Origin of the sequence: Pseudoduganella rhizocola (genome assembly GCF_045984285.3) — a bacterium.
Taxonomy (GTDB): Bacteria; Pseudomonadota; Gammaproteobacteria; order Burkholderiales; family Burkholderiaceae_D; genus Rugamonas.
The window spans coordinates 200,619-217,315 of sequence record NZ_JBJQIK030000001.1; the positions used below are offsets into that span (position 1 = coordinate 200,619).

16 protein-coding genes are annotated in these 16,697 nt (G+C 64.4%); 6 read left to right on the forward strand and 10 right to left on the reverse strand.

The window, feature by feature from the left end:
- Positions 1 to 2: 2 nt before the first annotated feature.
- The 4 genes from ACJRPG_RS00960 to ACJRPG_RS00975 all read left to right on the forward strand — a co-directional run bounded on the left by ACJRPG_RS00960 (position 3) and on the right by ACJRPG_RS00975 (position 4,430).
- Positions 3 to 824, forward strand: coding sequence for a glycosyltransferase family 2 protein (locus ACJRPG_RS00960; protein ID WP_407998166.1), 822 nt, complete (start codon positions 3 to 5; stop codon positions 822 to 824).
- A gap of 90 nt (positions 825 to 914) precedes the next feature.
- On the forward strand, positions 915 to 2,711 hold the full coding sequence (locus ACJRPG_RS00965; protein ID WP_407998167.1) for a CIA30 family protein: 1,797 nt from the start codon (positions 915 to 917) through the stop codon (positions 2,709 to 2,711).
- Between the two features lie 28 nt (positions 2,712 to 2,739).
- The gene (locus ACJRPG_RS00970; protein ID WP_407998168.1) at positions 2,740 to 3,828 is read left to right on the forward strand and encodes a sensor histidine kinase; all 1,089 of its coding nucleotides are present in this window, start codon (positions 2,740 to 2,742) and stop codon (positions 3,826 to 3,828) included.
- A complete protein-coding gene (locus ACJRPG_RS00975) occupies positions 3,825 to 4,430 on the forward strand; it encodes a response regulator (RefSeq protein ID WP_407998169.1) in 606 nt (201 codons plus the stop codon). Before ACJRPG_RS00970 ends, ACJRPG_RS00975 begins: the two co-directional genes overlap by 4 nt.
- Positions 4,431 to 4,436: 6 nt before the next feature.
- On the opposite strand, the gene ACJRPG_RS00980 is transcribed toward ACJRPG_RS00975, so the two are convergent.
- Genes ACJRPG_RS00980 through ACJRPG_RS01010 form a run of 7 tightly spaced genes read right to left on the reverse strand, consistent with a single transcriptional unit; the run spans position 4,437 to position 12,229 of the window.
- A complete protein-coding gene (locus ACJRPG_RS00980) occupies positions 4,437 to 5,342 on the reverse strand; it encodes a M48 family metallopeptidase (protein ID WP_407998170.1) in 906 nt (301 codons plus the stop codon).
- A 44-nt stretch (positions 5,343 to 5,386) separates the two neighbouring features.
- Positions 5,387 to 6,127, reverse strand: coding sequence for a lysophospholipid acyltransferase family protein (locus ACJRPG_RS00985; protein ID WP_407998171.1), 741 nt, complete (start codon positions 6,125 to 6,127; stop codon positions 5,387 to 5,389).
- 18 nt (positions 6,128 to 6,145) lie between these two features.
- A complete protein-coding gene (gene gmhB, locus ACJRPG_RS00990) occupies positions 6,146 to 6,712 on the reverse strand; it encodes a D-glycero-beta-D-manno-heptose 1,7-bisphosphate 7-phosphatase (RefSeq protein WP_407998172.1) in 567 nt (188 codons plus the stop codon).
- A 1-nt stretch (position 6,713) separates the two neighbouring features.
- Entirely contained in the window at positions 6,714 to 8,816 is a 2,103-nt protein-coding gene (gene glyS / locus ACJRPG_RS00995; RefSeq protein ID WP_407998173.1) for a glycine--tRNA ligase subunit beta, read from the reverse strand.
- Between the two features lie 12 nt (positions 8,817 to 8,828).
- Positions 8,829 to 9,728, reverse strand: a complete 900-nt coding sequence (glyQ, locus tag ACJRPG_RS01000; RefSeq protein WP_407998174.1) for a glycine--tRNA ligase subunit alpha — start codon at positions 9,726 to 9,728, stop codon at positions 8,829 to 8,831.
- Between the two features lie 60 nt (positions 9,729 to 9,788).
- Positions 9,789 to 11,351, reverse strand: coding sequence for an apolipoprotein N-acyltransferase (gene lnt / locus ACJRPG_RS01005; protein ID WP_407998175.1), 1,563 nt, complete (start codon positions 11,349 to 11,351; stop codon positions 9,789 to 9,791).
- A complete protein-coding gene (locus ACJRPG_RS01010; RefSeq protein WP_407998176.1) occupies positions 11,351 to 12,229 on the reverse strand; it encodes a CorC family transporter in 879 nt (292 codons plus the stop codon). Before ACJRPG_RS01010 ends, lnt begins: the two co-directional genes overlap by 1 nt.
- 181 nt (positions 12,230 to 12,410) lie before the next feature.
- Between ACJRPG_RS01010 and ACJRPG_RS01015 the strand changes: the two genes are divergently transcribed.
- Positions 12,411 to 13,415 carry a transporter gene (locus ACJRPG_RS01015; protein ID WP_407998177.1) on the forward strand — a complete coding sequence of 335 codons (1,005 nt, stop codon included), beginning with the start codon at positions 12,411 to 12,413 and terminating at the stop codon, positions 13,413 to 13,415.
- Between the two features lie 72 nt (positions 13,416 to 13,487).
- Here the strand turns inward: ACJRPG_RS01015 and ybeY are convergent, their stop codons facing one another.
- Genes ybeY through miaB form a run of 3 tightly spaced genes read right to left on the reverse strand, consistent with a single transcriptional unit; the run spans position 13,488 to position 16,350 of the window.
- Positions 13,488 to 13,949, reverse strand: a complete 462-nt coding sequence (gene ybeY / locus ACJRPG_RS01020; protein ID WP_407998178.1) for an rRNA maturation RNase YbeY — start codon at positions 13,947 to 13,949, stop codon at positions 13,488 to 13,490.
- Positions 13,933 to 14,997, reverse strand: coding sequence for a PhoH family protein (locus tag ACJRPG_RS01025; protein WP_407998179.1), 1,065 nt, complete (start codon positions 14,995 to 14,997; stop codon positions 13,933 to 13,935). Before ACJRPG_RS01025 ends, ybeY begins: the two co-directional genes overlap by 17 nt.
- 3 nt (positions 14,998 to 15,000) lie before the next feature.
- Positions 15,001 to 16,350 (reverse strand): tRNA (N6-isopentenyl adenosine(37)-C2)-methylthiotransferase MiaB, encoded by a 1,350-nt coding sequence (miaB, locus tag ACJRPG_RS01030; RefSeq protein WP_407998180.1) that lies wholly within the window; start codon positions 16,348 to 16,350, stop codon positions 15,001 to 15,003.
- An 84-nt stretch (positions 16,351 to 16,434) separates the two neighbouring features.
- Between miaB and ACJRPG_RS01035 the strand changes: the two genes are divergently transcribed.
- A complete protein-coding gene (locus ACJRPG_RS01035; protein ID WP_407998181.1) occupies positions 16,435 to 16,686 on the forward strand; it encodes a hypothetical protein in 252 nt (83 codons plus the stop codon).
- Positions 16,687 to 16,697 lie beyond the last annotated feature (11 nt).

A 16,697-nucleotide genomic window follows, 5' to 3' on the forward strand; every position in this document is an offset into this window, starting at 1 on the left:
CCATGCAAGTCGCCATCGCATCCATTCAGCGCAACCGGAATCCCTGGATCGTGGAATGGCTGGCCTTTCATATGGCGGTCGGGTTCAACAGGTTCTTCATCTATTGCCACGAATGCGATGATGGCATGCCGCAGACGCTGGAAACCCTGTCGCGGCACTATCCCATCACTTTCTACACCGTGCAGGCGCCGGACAAGCCGCAGCTCGCGGCCTATCAGCACGCTATCGATACGCATAATGCGGATGTGGACTGGATGGCTTTCATCGACGGCGACGAATTCCTGTTTCCGGTGCAGGCTCCGGACATCCAGCAGGCGCTGGCGGAGTTCAACGGACACGAAATGTCGGCGCTGGGCGTGTACTGGATGTGCTACGGCAGCAGCGGCCACCTGGAGGAGCCGGACGGCCTGCTGATGGAAAACTTCACACGCCACAGCAAACCGGACTTCGGACCAAACCGCCATATCAAATCGGTCATCAAGGGCCGCCAGCAGGCCAGGGCGGCCACCTCGCATATCTTCGCGACCGAACGCGGCACGTATGACGAGCGCTTGCGCCAGCTCACCACGCCCATGCTGAACGATCCGGCGCAACAGCCATCGCATGCCAAACTGCGCATCAACCATTACGTGACGCAAAGCTACGATTACTTCAAGGGCGTGAAGCAGAAGCTGGCTGCCGCCGACCGCACGCCCGTGGTCCTGCGCGGCGACGACTGGTTCTTTGCGCACGACCGCAACGAATGCGACGATGGCCTGTCATATAACTTCCTCGTACGCCTGAAGCTGAAGGTGCGGGAGCTGGAGGCCGTGCTGGGCAGGTGACATTTGTCACACCAGATTGATGGCGTTTTGCTCTGGCGGGCGCGCAGCCCGGAGCCGATACTTCTCCCACCAGACACCAGGGAGAAGACCATGTTCAAACCACTACTGCTCACCGCCGCCCTTGCTGCCGCACTGCCTGCAATGGCCGCAACCACGCTGATCCGCGACGTGCGCGTATTCGATGGCCAGCGCAGCTACGAGCACCGCAATGTGCTGATCGACGGCGCAAAGATCGCCGACCCAGACTTCCACGGCAAAGCGCCTGCCGATACCGTTATCATCGACGGCAAGGGCCGCACGCTGCTGCCAGGCCTGATCGATTCGCACGTGCATGCCTACCGCTATCTCGAGCTGCCGCTGCTGTTCGGTGTTACCACGCAGGTCGATATGTTCACCGGCGTCTCCATCATGCAGGATATGGCGGCGCGCATGCAGCGCGGCGAGAACAAGGACCGTGCCGACATGTTCTCGGCCGGCACGCTCGCCACCGTGCCCGGCGGCCATGGCACCGAATACGGCATTGCCATCCAGACCCTCACCCGCCCGGAAGAAGCGCAGGCATGGGTGGATGCGCGCATTGCCGAAGGTTCCCATTTCATCAAGATCGTACTGGAGCAGGGCAGTGCTGCGCATCCCACGCCCAGCCTCGACCTGCCGACCGTGAAGGCGCTGGTGGATGCCGCGCACCGGCGTGGCAAGCTGGCCGTGGTCCATATCGCCACGCTGGCCAATGCCCGCGCCGCGCTGGAGGCGGGGGCCGACGGCCTCGTGCACCTGTTCGTCGGCGAGCGCATTGCGCCGGACGATCTCGCGGCATTTGCCGCGCTTGCCCGCAGCCGCAAGGCCTTCATCATTCCCACCTTCAGCGTCATGGAAAGCATCGCAGGCGTGCAGGAACAGGATGTGCTGGACGATAAAACGCTGATGGCCCTGCTGCTGAAGGAGCAGGTGCAGCCGCTCAGGGGCAGCCATGGCAGCAGTGCGCATCCGGAGAAACTGGCGGCGCCGCGCGCGGTGGTGAAGGCGCTGCGCGATGCGGGCGTCACCCTGCTGGCGGGCACCGACGCCGGCAATGTGGGCACCCAGTACGGCGCGAGCATGCACCACGAGCTGCTGGCCATGACGCAGGCCGGCCTGGCGCCGTCTGAGGCGCTGGCGGCGGCCACCAGCGCACCGGCCAGGGCCTTCCGCCTGCCGCAGCGGGGCCGTATCGCGAAAGGCTACAAGGCGGATCTGCTGCTGGTGGAAGGGGATCCAACTGCCGATATCGGCGCCACCCGCCGCATCGTGGAAGTGTGGAAGGACGGCGCACCGGTCTCGCCGCTGCGCACGGCGCAGATGAAGGCGGTGGCGGACGAAGCCAGCGCGCAAAAGGGCAAGGCCCTGGCACTGCCGCCGGAAGGCCGTATCAGCCTGTTCTCGCCGGAGCGCTTCGGCAGCCCGTTCGGCATGGGCTGGGTGCCGTCCACCGATAATTTCATGGGCGGCAAATCGACTGCGAAGCTGGCCTTCGTGGAGTCGGGCGGGCAGCGGGCGGCAGACGTTACGGCCAGCGTGAAACCGGGCTTCGCCTATCCCTGGGCCGGTATCGCCTTCATCCCCGGCCAGCAGCCGATGCAGGCGGCGGACCTGAGCGCCGCAACAGTGCTGCGCTTCCGTGCGCGCGGCGACGGCCAGCGCTACGCGGTGGCCATCATGTCCAAGGGCGTTTCGATTCCGGTAAACCAGCCCTTCACCGCAGGCGAAGGCTGGTCCGAAGTCGTGCTGCCGCTGTCCTCCTTCAAGGGAGTAGACGCCAGTGCGCTCACCATGATAGCGTTCAACGCAGGACCGAAGCCGGGCGATTACCAGTTCCAGATTGCCGACGTTCGCCTGACGGAAGAATAAGGAGAAGCGCGTGGACAGGATACGGCGAATGCTGGCAGGGCCATGGGTGCCGCCCGCGGTCGGCAAGGCGCCGTATCTGTGGCTGCTGTCGCTGAACTTCTTCGTCTGGAAGTACTTCTACATCCGGCCCACGGCATTGGAGCTGGCATTGCTGGCGCTGACGGTGATCGTGTTCGTGCCGATGTATTTCTCCAGCTACTGGCTGCGCAACCGGCGCCTGGTACCCGTGCTGCTCGCGACCTTCGCGCTCGGCGTGGCGTGGGCTCCCTTCAACTTCGGCGCCTGCACCTTCTTCATTTTCGGCGCCGCCATGTGCGCCGGCATCGAGAACCGGCGCTACGCCTATGCCACGATTGCGGCAATCCTGTCCGGCGCGGCGCTCATCGCGCTGGTGGTCGATCTGCCGCTCAGCTTCCTGATGCCCACGCTCGCAGTCGGCGTGCCGGTCGGCATCGCCAGCGTGATGGACGCGACGCTGAAGCGCAAGCACTGGCAGCTGCTGCGCAAGCAGGAAGAGGTGGAGCACCTGGCGCGCATCGCGGAACGCGAACGCATCTCGCGCGATATGCACGACCTGCTCGGCCATACGCTGTCGCTCATCACGCTCAAGGCCGAGCTGGCGGGGCGCTTGCTCGACCGCGACCCGGAGGGTTCGCGCCGCGAGATCAGGGATATCGAAACCAATGCGCGGCAGGCGCTGGCGGAAGTGCGCAGTGCCGTGAGCGGCTACCGCCAGACGGGTTTCGCGCACGAGCTGGCGCAGGCTCGCGCCGCGCTGGCGGCCGCCAACGTTACATTGGATGCGAACATAGAGCCCCTGACGATGCCGGCGACCGCGGAGAGCGTGCTGTCGCTGTCCCTGCGCGAGGCGGTGACGAATATCCTGCGCCATGCGGATGCGAAACGCTGCGAGGTGAACGTGACGCTGAAGGACGGCCTGCTGGTCTGCCATATCCGCGACGATGGCAGCAAGCTCGATTCGCTGCAGGCGCTGGAGCAGGGCAATGGCCTGCGCGGCATGCAGGAGCGGGTGGCGTCGCTTGGCGGCCAGCTCAGGGTGGAAGTGGTGCGCGGCCTGTCGCTGGAGCTGCGGCTGCCGATGGGAGGTTTTGCATGATCCGCGTACTGATCGCAGAAGACCAGTCGCTGGTGCTGGGCGCGCTCGCCGCCCTGCTGAAGCTGGAGCCTGACCTTGATGTGGTGGGGCAGGCACGCAATGGCCGGGATGCGCTGGCCCTGTGCGCCCGGCTTGCGCCGGATATTGTGCTGACCGATATCGAGATGCCGCAGATGACGGGCCTGGAGCTGGCATCGGCCCTTGCGGAGCGCGGCGACGCTGCGCGCGTCATCATCGTTACCACGTTCGCGCGGTCCGGCTACCTGCGCCGCGCCATGGCGGCCGGGGTTCGCGGCTATCTGCTGAAGGAGGCTCCGTCCGAGTCGCTTGCTGCGGCGATCCGCACCGTGCATGGCGGCGGCAGGGCGATTGCGCCCGAGCTGGCGCTGGAAAGCTGGAGCGGTGCGGAAGATCCGCTCAGCGAGCGGGAACGCCAGGTGCTGCGCCTGGCGGGGGAGGGCCGCAGCGGCGCCGATATCGCCAGGCAGCTGTCGCTGTCCGAGGGCACGGTGCGCAATTACCTGTCCGAAGCGATCAGCAAGCTCAATGCCGGCAACCGCGTGGAAGCCTTCCGCATCGCGCGCGAGGCGGGCTGGCTGTAAGCCCGGTCAGAACATGACGGGCAGCTCCTGTGCGCGGCGGCGCAGCAGCTGCTTGGCTTCCTCGTACTGCGGATAGATGCGGCCCACGTGCGCCCAGAAGCGGGCACTGTGGTTCATCTCCAGGATATGCGCCAGTTCGTGCGCCACCACGTAGTCGATCAGCGGCAGCGAAAAGTGCATCAGCTTCCAGTTCAGGCGTATCGTGCGCTGCACCGTGCAGGAGCCCCAGCGCGTGTCGGCCGATGACAGGGAAAAGTCCGCATACTGCACGCCAAGCCTTGCCGCATACAGGTCCAGGCGCTGCTTGAACAGGCCTTCGGCCTGCTGCTTCAGCCAGGACTTCACGCGCTCCTTCACCAGCTGTTCGGTCGCGCCCTGCACCAGCCCCATCGCCAGCTCCTGCGTGGCCGGATTGTAGTCCGTGCGGTTACGCGGGGCGGCATACAGGCGCAGCGTGAGGTCCACGCCCAGATAGGGAATGCGGGCGCCGTCTTCCCACGCCACCGGCGGCTTTTCCAGGCGTGCGGCGCGGCGCTGGCGGCGCTCATCGAGCTTGCTCAGTATCCAGTGCTGCTTGGCGCGGATGGCATTGTCGATATCGGCCAGCGTGCAGCGTTTGGGCGCGGTCACGCGCAGGCCGTCATCGTCGATCATGAAGCCGATGGAGCGGCGCGTGGAGCGGCGCAGCACGTATTCAAGCACGAACTCGCCGACCAGAAGCTGCCGCTTCGATTCGCCGGCGACAGGCGGCGTGAGGACCGGATCGGGCTTGCGCAGCTGGATCGGCGGCCGCAGCAGGTTGACGGTGGCGGGGCCGGGAACGGGGAAGGAAGAAGAAGGCGGTACGGGGAGCGATGCGGCGGGCGCCGCATCCGGATTTGCTGCGCCGGCAAACAGGTCGAGCTGATTCACGCCCGCCTCTGAAGCCGGCGTGGATTTCGCGGTTGCGAGATCGTCTAGCCAGCGTTGTAAGCGTGGGGCGAAATGACGCGCATTTCTGATTCTATCCACTGTTCCACCTGTTCCATCATGCCATCCGCGCTCTGGCCTTCGGACGATATCGGCTTGCCTACCGAGACCGTGATTTTGCCGGGACGCTTGATAAACGAATTCTTTGGCCAGCATTCACCGGAGTTCAGCGCAATCGGCACCACCGGCGTATTGGTTTCCACCGCGAGTCGCGTGCCGCCGCTCTTGTACTTTCCCGCCTGGCCGACGGGAATGCGTGTCCCCTCGGGGAACATAATAATCCATTGGCCGTCTTTCAGCCTGCGCTTGCCGTGCGCGACCACCTGCCTGAAGGCGTTTTTGCCCTGCTTGCGGTCGATGGGAATCATGCGCAGCAGCGCGATGCCCCAGCCGAAGAAGGGAATGTACAGGATCTCTTTCTTGAACACGAAGACCAGGGGGCGTGGAAGGTTCGCCAGCAGGAAGATGGTTTCCCACGCCGACTGGTGCTTGGACAGGATGACAGCCGGGCCGTCCGGGAAATTCTCGTAGCCCTTGAATTCGTACTCGATGCCGCAAATCGCTTTCGCCGCCCAGATGATAAAGACGTTCCAGCGCGAGGTGACGTAATACCGTTTGTTGTAAGGAAGCGGCGCGGCCAGCATGCAGACGAAGCACCACACCACGGTGGCGACCACCATCAGCAGCGTGAACAGCAGGGAACGCAGGAACAGAACGGTGTTACGCAATGCTGGACTCCATCAGGATCAGTTGGCAGCCGGCGGCACCGGATTTTTCAGCAGGTGCTGCACCGTGGCTGCGAGGTCGGGAAAAGTCATTGTACCGGGTGGCAGGCCTCCCGTGGCCGCTGTTTTCTCGCCTTTGCCGGTTAATACCAGGTAGGGAGCGCAGCCCGCGATGAACCCGGCCTGCAGGTCGCGCAGGGAATCGCCCACCGTCGGCACGCCTTTCAGGCTCACCTGGTAGCGCTTGGCGATTTCCGCATACATGCCGGGCTTCGGCTTGCGGCAGTCGCAGTTGTCCGCCGCCGCGTGCGGGCAGAAGAACACGGCATCGATATCCGCGCCCACCTGCTGCGCCATGCGGTGCATCTTGGCGTGGATGGCGTTCAGGATGGTGATGTCGAAGAACTGGCGCGCAATGCCGGACTGGTTGGATGCCACCACCACGCGATAACCCGCCTGGTTCAGGCGGGCAATCGCTTCCAGCGAGCCGGGAACGGGAATCCATTCTTCCGGCGACTTGATGAAGTCCGGCGAATCATGATTGATCACGCCGTCGCGGTCGAGGATGATGAGCTTGAGCTGCGGCATATCAGGCAGCCAGTTTCGAGATGTCGGCCACGCGGTTCATCATGCCGTGCAGTGAAGACAGCAGGGCAAGACGGTTGTTGCGCAGCGCGATATCGTCGGCCATCACCATCACGTCGTTGAAGAAGGCGTCCACGTCGTCGCGCAGCTGGGCCAGCGTTTTCAGCGTGCCGGTGAAGTCGCCGCGGGCGAAGGCCGCATCGACTTCGGGCTGCACGCGGGTGACGGCGGCGGCCAGGTTCTTCTCGGCCGTGTCCTGCAGCAGCGCAGGGTTGACGGTGGAGGCCTGCGCCAGCGCTTCCTCGTTCTTCTTCAGGATATTGGTGATGCGTTTGTTGGCGGCAGCCAGCGAGGCGCTTTCCGGCAGGGCGGCGAAGGCCTGCACGGCTTCCAGGCGCTGCACGATATCGTCCAGTCGGTCCGGATTCTGCGCCACCACGGCTTCGATCTCGTTCGGCGTGAAGCTGCGGTCACGCAGGATGCCGCGCAGGCGGTCCAGCATGAAGGCGCTCACTTCGGCCGACGGATCCTTGAAATTCGGCACGGAAGCGAACTGCTTTGCCGCGTCGGCCAGCAGGCCGCTGATGGTCAGCGGCAGGCGCTTCTCGATCAGCATGCGCAGCACGCCGAGGGCGTGGCGGCGCAGCGCGAACGGGTCCTTGTCGCCGGTCGGCTGCAGGCCGATGGCCCAGATGCCGACCAGGGTTTCCAGCTTGTCTGCCAGCGCCACGGCGGTGCCGGTATTGGTGGTTGGCAGAGCATCGCCGGCGAAGCGCGGCTGGTAGTGTTCGGAGGCGGCCAGCGCCACTTCTTCCGGCTCGCCATCGTGGCGCGCATAGTAGGTGCCCATGATGCCCTGCAGCTCGGGGAACTCGCCCACCATATCGGTCAGCAGGTCGGCCTTGGACAGGCGCGCGCCGCGTTCGGCCAGCTTCACATCGGCGCCCAGCCTGGCGGCGATGGCGGTGGCCAGCGCGGTCACGCGGTCGCTGCGCTCGGCCTGGGTGCCCAGCTTGTTGTGGTACACCACATTCTTCAGCAGCGGCAGGCGCGATTCCAGCGTCTTCTTCTTGTCCTGCTCGAAGAAGAACTTGGCGTCGGACAGGCGCGGGCGCACCACGCGCTCATTGCCGCCGATGATGGCCTGCGGCGTGTCGGTGGCGATATTGGAGACGATCAGGAAGCGCGAGCGCAGCTTGCCGCTGGTGTCGGTCAGCGCAAAGTACTTCTGGTTGGTCTGCATCGTCAGGATCAGGCATTCCTGCGGCACGGACAGGTACTGTTCCTCGAAGTGGCACTCGTAGACGACCGGCCATTCCACCAGCGAGGTCACTTCATCGAGCAGCGCTTCCGGCATCAGCACCTGGTCGGCGCCGGCTTTCTGCAGCAGCGATGCGCGGATCTGTTCCTTGCGCGCTTCGAAGCTCGGGACCACCTTGGCCTTGTCCGCCAGCGTGGCGGCGTACGCGTCCGCGTTCGGCACGGTCACAGTGCGCTGGCCGGGGGCGGTCAGGAAGCGGTGGCCGTCGGTCTTGTTGGATGCGGTGAGGCCCAGCAGGGTCAGCGGCAGCACGGACTCGCCATGCAGCGCGATCAGGCTGTGCGCGGGGCGCACGAACTGCACGGTCTCGCCGTCCGGACGCTGGTAGCTCATTACCTTTGGAATCGGCAGCTTGGCCACGGATTCTTCCAGCGCGGCCTGCACGCCGGCCTGCAGCTGCGAGCCCGGCGCGGTGTAGGTGTAGAAGAAGCTCTCGGCCTTGCCGTCCTGCGCGCGTTCCAGGTCGCTCACTTTCAGGTCGGGGAAGCCCAGCGCGGCCAGCTTTTTGGCCAGCGGCGGCGTCGGGTTGCCGGAAGCGTCCAGCGCCACGGTCACGGGCAGCACTTTTTCGCGGATCGATTTATCGGGCGAGGTGGCGCGCACCTTGGTGATGGACACGGCCAGGCGGCGCGGCGTGGCGTAGGTGGTGGCTTCGCTGCCGTCTTCCAGGAAGTCGCGCGATTTCAGGCCATTGACGATGCCCGCGCTGAAGGCTGCGCCCAGTTTGGCGAGCGCCTTCGGCGGCAGTTCTTCGGTCAGCAGTTCGATGAGCAGAGTTTGAGTCATGTTCGTGTATCTTTATGCAGAAGCCAGCATCGGGAAGCCAAGGCGTTCGCGGGAATCGTAGTAGGCCTGCGCCACCATGCGCGACAGCGCGCGCACGCGGCCGATATAGGCTGCGCGTTCGGTCACCGAGATGGCGCCGCGCGCATCCAGCAGGTTGAAGCTGTGCGAGGCTTTCATGATCTGCTCATAGGCCGGCAGCGTCAGTTGCAGCTCGATCAGGCGCTTGGCTTCGGATTCATGGTTGGCGAACTGCTGGAACAGCAGTTCGGTATTCGAATGCTCGAAGTTATAGGCCGACTGCTCCACTTCGTTCTGGTGGAACACGTCGCCGTAGGTGAACTTGCGCTTCACGCCGTTCTCTTCCAGCTCGGTCCATACCAGGTCGTACATGTTCTCCACGCCCTGCAGGTACATGGCCAGGCGCTCGATGCCGTAAGTGATTTCGCCCAGCACCGGCTTGCAATCCAGGCCGCCCACTTGCTGGAAGTAGGTGAACTGCGTGACTTCCATGCCGTTCAGCCAGACTTCCCAGCCCAGGCCCCAGGCGCCCAGGGTCGGGCTTTCCCAGTCGTCTTCCACGAAGCGCACATCGTTCTGCTTCAGGTCCAGGCCCAGCGCTTCCAGCGAACCCAGATACAGGTCCAGGATATTTTCCGGCGCAGGCTTCAGCACCACCTGGTACTGGTAGTAGTGCTGGCCGCGGTTCGGGTTCTCGCCGTAACGGCCATCCTTCGGGCGGCGCGACGGCTGCACGTAGGCCGCGCGCCACGGCTCGGGGCCGATCGCGCGCAGGAAGGTACCGGTGTGGAAGGTGCCCGCCCCGACTTCCATGTCGTAGGGCTGGAGCAGTGCGCAGCCCTGCTTGTCCCAGTAGGATTGCAGGGTCAGGATAATTTGTTGGAATGTCAGCATCTTCGTTCTTCAGTGGCGCGCGCAGGCGCGAGCGTTATCGGTTCGCCAAAACGACTCATTTTAGCGGTTTTTAGCGCGGACTTGTAGAGATTTGGACCACAGACAGGCCGCGATGACGGCCAAAGCGGCGAGCGCCAGGATGAGGCGATTCTGCAGCAGGATATAGGGCGTGGTGCCGCCCATGCCCTGCACGGTGGTATTCAGCACGCCCGGCTGGTAGTAAGGCAGGCTGGCTTTCACGATGCCCTGGTGGTCGATCATCACCGTGGCGCCGCTGTTGGTGGCGCTCAGCATGGGGCGGCCGGTTTCCAGTGTGCGCATTTGCGAGATCTGCAAATGCTGGGGAATGGCCAGCGATTCGCCGTACCAGGCCAGTTCCGACACATTCAGCAGCACCGTGGCCGGCTGCGCATCCTCCGCCAGCTGCTCGGCGATTTCCTCGCCAAACAGGTTCTCGTAGCAGATATTCGGCAGCACGCGCTGGTCCTTCACGCGGAAGGCCGGCTGCAGCACGGCACCGCGGGTCTGGTCGCCGAGCGGAATCTGCATCAGGTTCGTGAACCAGCGGAAGCCGGGCGGAATGAATTCGCCGAAGGGCACGAGGTGGTGCTTGTCGTAGCGGTAGGGTTTTGGCCCAAGCGTGGGCGCAAGGCCGATCACGCTGTTCGAATACTGGGAAGGGCTGTCCATCAGCGGAATGCCGAGCACGATGGAGCTGCCGCTGCGGCGCGCGAACTGGCCGAAGCTGTCCAGGTAGCCGGCGGGGAGCTGGTGCGGGAACAGGGGCACGGCCGTTTCGGGCGTGGCGATCAGGTCCGCCGGCGCGGCCATCACGGCCTGCTGGTACTGGCGCAGCGTGGACTGCATGTGGTTCGGGTCGAACTTGGCCTTGAGCGCGATATTGCCCTGCACCAGGCGCACGGACAATGGCTTGCCTTCGGCATGGGTCCATTGCACGTACTGCAGGCCGAAGCCCGCACCCCAGACCACAGCGATGAGCGCCAGCGCGGCGGCGCGCGTGCGGTGCATCAGCAGGAGCAGGGCGCCCGCGCTCAGGGCGACCAGCCAGCTGATGCCGTACACGCCCAGCACGGGCGCGAAGCCGGACAGCGGCGAAACATTGTGTGCATAGCCTGCGGAAGCCCAGGAAAATCCGGTGAATACCCAGCCGCGCGCCCATTCGCCGACAGCCCACAGCGCAGGCAGCAGGAGGAGATTGGCGGCAGGCAGCGGCATGGCGAAACGCTTGCGCAGCCATGCGCCGGCGCCCATGGCGAGCGCCGAGTAGCCGCCCATGAAGACGGCCAGCAGCGCAATCGAGATGGCGGCCGGCGGCGCGGCCAGCTCGCCGAAGCGGTTCAGCGCCACGTAGAGCCAGTGCACGCCGGCCAGGCACCAGCCGAAGCCGAAGGCCCAGCCCACCAAAGCGGAGGCTTTGACCGAGGAGGCGCGCAGCACCTGGTAGAACAGCACCGCGAGGCACAGCAGCTGCAAGGGCCACCAGCCGAACGGCGCGAACGAGAACACGCTCGCCGCGCCGGCCAGCGCGGCGATGATCATTCTGCTGCGGGTACTGCGTGCGGGAGCTGGCGCTTCGCCGGGTTGGGCGCGGCGAAGGCGCATCAGTCCTGCTCGTCGATGGACGGTGGCAGCTTTTCCACGGTCAGCACGTGGATCTGGCGGGCATCGGCGCGCAGCACTTCGAAGTGCAGGTTGCCGATATCGAACTCGTCGCCCTTGTGCGGCATGCGGCCCAGATGCTGGGCAACGAAGCCGCCGATAGTGTCCGCGTCCTCGTCGGACAGGCTGGTGTCGAGTTCTTCGTTGAACTGGCTGATTTCGGTCAGCGCCTTCACGCGCCAGCGCGGGCCGTGCTGGCCTTCCTTGATGGAGAGGATATTGTCTTCCTCTTCATCGAAATCGTATTCGTCTTCGATATCGCCGACGATCTGTTCCAGCACGTCCTCGATGGTGATCAGGCCGGCCACGCCGCTGTATTCATCGACCACGATGGCCATGTGATTGTGGTTGGCGCGGAAATCGCGCAGCAGCACATTCAGGCGCTTCGATTCCGGGATGAAGATGGCGGGGCGCAGCATGTCGCGCACGTCGAAGGACTCCTGCGCGTAATAGCGCAGCAGGTCTTTCGCCAGCAGGATGCCGACCACCTTGTCGCGTTCGCCCTCGATGGCGGGGAAGCGCGAGTGGGCCGTTTCCAGCACCAGCGGCATCCATTCCTCGATGGGTTTGGAAATGTCGATCACGTCCATCTGCGAACGCGGCACCATGATGTCGCGCGCGGACAGGTCGGATACCTGGAACACGCCCTCGATCATCGACAGCGCATCGGCATCGATCAGGTTGCGTTCGTGGGCTTCGTGCAGGACTTCGAGCAGTTCCGAGCGGTTCTCGGGCTCAGGGGAAATCAGGGCGGTGAGTCGCTCGAGGAGCGATCGATGTGGTTTAGCGTCATTCCTGACGCTACTAGAGTGCTCTTGCATAATTGGCTTAAAGCCTTTGTTCCGAAGAGACGTAGGATACACCAAATGACGCACAGCCATCGTTTTTGACGTTGTTGCAACATTGCAATTGTTTGCCAGGGTACGCTTGTCAAATTGCGGTCACATTCGTTTGCTAGGCTCGGCACGGGCCATTCCGGCCGGTGTGAATGAGGGTGGATGCATGCAGATGACTTACGGCTCGGACCAGAACGGCCTGGTGTGCGGCTATCTGTTCGGGCGCGGGGCGCCGCTGCCGATCGGGGCGGGCGAGGCGATTGCCTGGCTGTGCCGCGATACGCCCGAAGGTGAATTCCTCTGGCTGCACTTCAACCTTGCCAACACGGCCAGCGAAAAATGGCTGCACGACCACACTGCGCTGGCGCAGGAGTTCTACGACAGCCTGCACGATGGCGCCCGTTCCACCCGCATCGAGCAGGCCGACGATACGCTGGTGGCCGTGGTCAACGACGTGCTGCACGACTTCAGCTTCGAAGCCTCGGACATTTCCAGCCTCTGCCTGAGCGTGGACCGGCGGCTGGTGGTGAGCGCGCGGCGCAAGCCCCTGCAATCGATCGAACGGCTGCGGCAGGCCGTGCACCGTGGCGAAACGATGGCCTCCACCATGGAGCTGCTGACCCACCTGCTGCGCGACCAGGCCGACGTGCTGACGCGCATCGTGCGCGACGCCACGCTGAAGGTGGACGGCATCGAGGACAAGCTACTGTCGGGAAAATTGCAATACAAGCGCGCCGGGCTGGGATCGCTGCGACGGGTGCTGGTCCGCCTGCAGCGGCTGCTGGCGCCGGAACCGGCCGCCCTGTTCCGCCTGCTGCAGCGCCCGCCCGCCTGGGTGGCGGCGCAGGACCGGCAGGAGCTGCGCGAATCGAGCGAGGAATTCGCCGTGGTGCTGAACGACATCGCGGCGCTGCAGGAGCGCATCAAGCTGCTGCAGGAAGAGATCGCGGCGGTGGTCAATGAGGCCAACAACCGCAGCCTGTACGTGCTGACGATCGTCACGGTGCTGGCGCTGCCGATCAACATCATCGCCGGCCTGCTGGGCATGAATGTCGGCGGCATTCCATTGGCGGGTGACGACAGCGGCTTCTGGATCATCGCCGGCATCGTCGCCGCCTTCACGGTGATCGCCGGCTGGCTCGCCCTCCGCAAGCAGCGCAACGCCGACTGACACCATGGGGTCAGGCCCCCGCTGTCATACTGACACAGTAGTGCCTGACCCCATGGTGTCAGGGTGACGGGCTCAGGCGTAGGGGTTGGGGTAGCCGAGCGTGGCGAGGAGCTCGGTTTCGAGGGACTCCATTTCGGCGGCTTCTTCGTCGTCTTCGTGGTCGTAGCCTTGCGCGTGCAGTACGCCGTGCACTACCAGGTGGGCGGTGTGCTCTTCGACCGATTTTTTCTGCTCGGCGGCTTCGCGCTGCAGCACGTCCGTGCACAGGATGATGTCGGCGCGCGTGGGTTCGTCGTCGGCGATCTCTTCGCCTTCGTTGTAGGCGAAGGTGAGCACATTCGTTGCGTAGTCCTTGCCGCGGTATTCGCGGTTCAGCGCCTGGCCTTCTTCGGCATCGACGAAGCGGATCGTGAATTCCGCCGGCGCGAAGAGCGCCGCTTTCACCCATTTGCGGATCATGGGACGGGTGATGCTCTCTGCCAGGCGGTCGTCGGCGTATTGCACCGACAGGGTCAGCTTATTTTTTTCGGACATTGCGGGTCGTTGTTGTCGTTGTTTTGGCCGGCTTGAGCAGCGGCGCGATGTCGGCCGTGCTCTGGTGCGCCTTGTCGTAGGCGTCCACGATGCGCCCCACCAGCGGATGGCGCACCACGTCGGTGCTGGTGAACTGGCTGAAGGCGATGCCGCGCACCTGATGCAGCACCTGCGCCGCATCCACCAGGCCGGATTTCTGGTGCTTCTGCAGGTCCACCTGCGTCACGTCGCCCGTCACCACGGCCTTGCTGCCAAAGCCGATACGGGTCAGGAACATCTTCATCTGTTCCACCGTGGTGTTCTGCGCTTCGTCCAGGATCACGAAGGCATGGTTCAGCGTGCGCCCGCGCATATAGGCCAGCGGCGCGATTTCGATGGTCCCTTTTTCGAACAGCTTCTGCGTGCGGTCGAAGCCCAGCAGGTCGTATAACGCGTCGTACAGGGGCCGCAGGTAAGGGTCCACTTTCTGCGCCATATCGCCCGGCAGGAAGCCGAGGCGTTCGCCCGCTTCCACCGCGGGGCGCGTCAGGATGATGCGCTGCACGGCGTCGCGCTCCAGCGCGTCCACCGCGCAGGCCACGGCCAGGTAGGTCTTGCCCGTGCCCGCCGGGCCGATGCCGAAGCTGATGTCGTGTTCCAGGATATTGCGCAGGTAGCGGATCTGGTGCGGCGTGCGGCCGCGCAAATCGCTGCGGCGCGTTTTCAGCGTGGGGCTGCTGATGTCCGGGTCGTTGAAGGGCGGTTCTTCCTGCGCTTCGCCGTCTTCCGCCGGCGCGCTGCTGGTGCGCTGTTCCACCAGCGCGAGCTGCACTTCTTCGACGGCGATGGATTTATCCGCCACGTCCCAGAAGCGCTCCAGGATCTGCACCGCGCGCTCCGCATTCTCGCCGCTGACGATGAATTTCTCGCCGCGGCGGAAGATGGTCACGTCCAGCGCGGCCGAGATCTGGCGCAGGTTTTCGTCCAGGGGACCGCAGAGATTCGCCAGGCGCGTGTTATCGAGCGGTTCAGGCGTGAAGTAGTGCGGCTGTACAGGTGTCTTTTTCAATGCTTATCCATTCAGGGGCGCGGCGACCAGTTCGCCGCGCAGGGAGTACGAAAGGCTTTCGGTGATGCGCACGGAGACCATCTTGCCATGCAAGCGCTCTGCCGCGTCGCCACCATCGAAGAACACCGTACGGGTATTGCCGGCGCGTCCCTGCAGTTCGCGGCCGCCCTGTTTGGACGGGCCTTCCACCAGCACCTGCATGGTCTGCCCGACCATGGCTTCGCTGTGGCGGCGGGTCTGCGTGTCGATCAGGGCCTGCAGGCGCTGCAGGCGGGCCAGCTTGGCTTCCTGCGGCGTGTCGTCCGCCAGGCTGGCGGCCGGCGTGCCGGGGCGCTTGCTGAAGATGAAGCTGAAGCTGTTGTCGAAGTCCACGTCTTCGATCAGCTTCATCATCGCCGCGAAGTCTTCATCCGTTTCGCCGGGGAAGCCGACGATGAAGTCGGAAGCGATGGTGATGTTCGGGCGCACCGCGCGCACCTTGCGGATGATGGATTTGTATTCCAGCGCCGTATAGCCGCGCTTCATGGCGTTCAGCACCTTGTCCGAGCCGTGCTGCGCGGGCAGGTAGAGATGGTCGGCCAGCTGCGGAATATTGGCGTAGCAGTCCACCAGGCGCTGCGTGAACTCCTTGGGATGGCTGGTGACGAAGCGGATCCGTTCAATGCCGGGAATCGCCGCCACGTATTCGATGAGCAGCGCGAAGTCGGCCTGCTGGCCGTCCGCCATCTCGCCGCGGAAGGCGTTGACGTTCTGCCCCAGCAGCATCACTTCCTTCACGCCCTGCGCGGCCAGGCCTGCCACCTCGGTCAGCACGTCGTCGAAGCGGCGCGACACTTCTTCGCCGCGGGTGTATGGTACGACACAGTAGCTGCAGTATTTGCTGCAGCCTTCCATGATGGAGACGTAGGCGAACGCGCCTTCCACCCGCGCCGGCGGCAGGTGGTCGAACTTCTCGATTTCGGGGAAGCTGATGTCCACCTGCGGCCTGCCGCTGTGGCGGCGCAGTTCGATCATCTTGGGCAGGCGGTGCAGGGTCTGCGGGCCGAATACCATGTCCACATGCGGCGCGCGCTTGACGATGGCTTCGCCTTCCTGCGAGGCCACGCAGCCGCCCACGCCGATCAGCAGTTCGGGTTTGTTCTGTTTCAGCTTGCGGAACACGCCGAGGTCCGAGAACACTTTCTCCTGCGCCTTTTCGCGCACCGAGCAGGTGTTGAGGAGGATGACGTCGGCTTCTTCCGGGGATTCGGTGCGCACCAGTCCATCGCTGGCACCGAGCAAGTCGGCCATCTTGTCCGAGTCGTACTCGTTCATCTGACAGCCGAAGGTTTTGATAAATACTTTTTTCTGCATTGCGGGAGTTTACCGTAAACGGCCAAGCCCTTGAATTGACAGGCTTTCCACACTACATTGTTATTAACTCATCAAGGAGCAGCCATGGCCATCAGCCCTATCCAGTCCAGCAACGCCGCGGTGACGGAGCGCCGCATCGAGCGTATCCGCGAACGGGAGGCGGAAAGCGAGCAGCGGCAGGCGGTACGCCGCCAGGAAACGGAACGTGCGCAAGCGCAGCGGACCCAGCTTGCAGCGGAGCGTCAGGAGCGTGATTTTCTTACTCGTGAGCAACTAAAACAAGCGCAGGAAGCGGCCAAGCCACCGCCCGGCAGCCGCGTGAATACCGCGGCTTGAAAGCGCTTCCA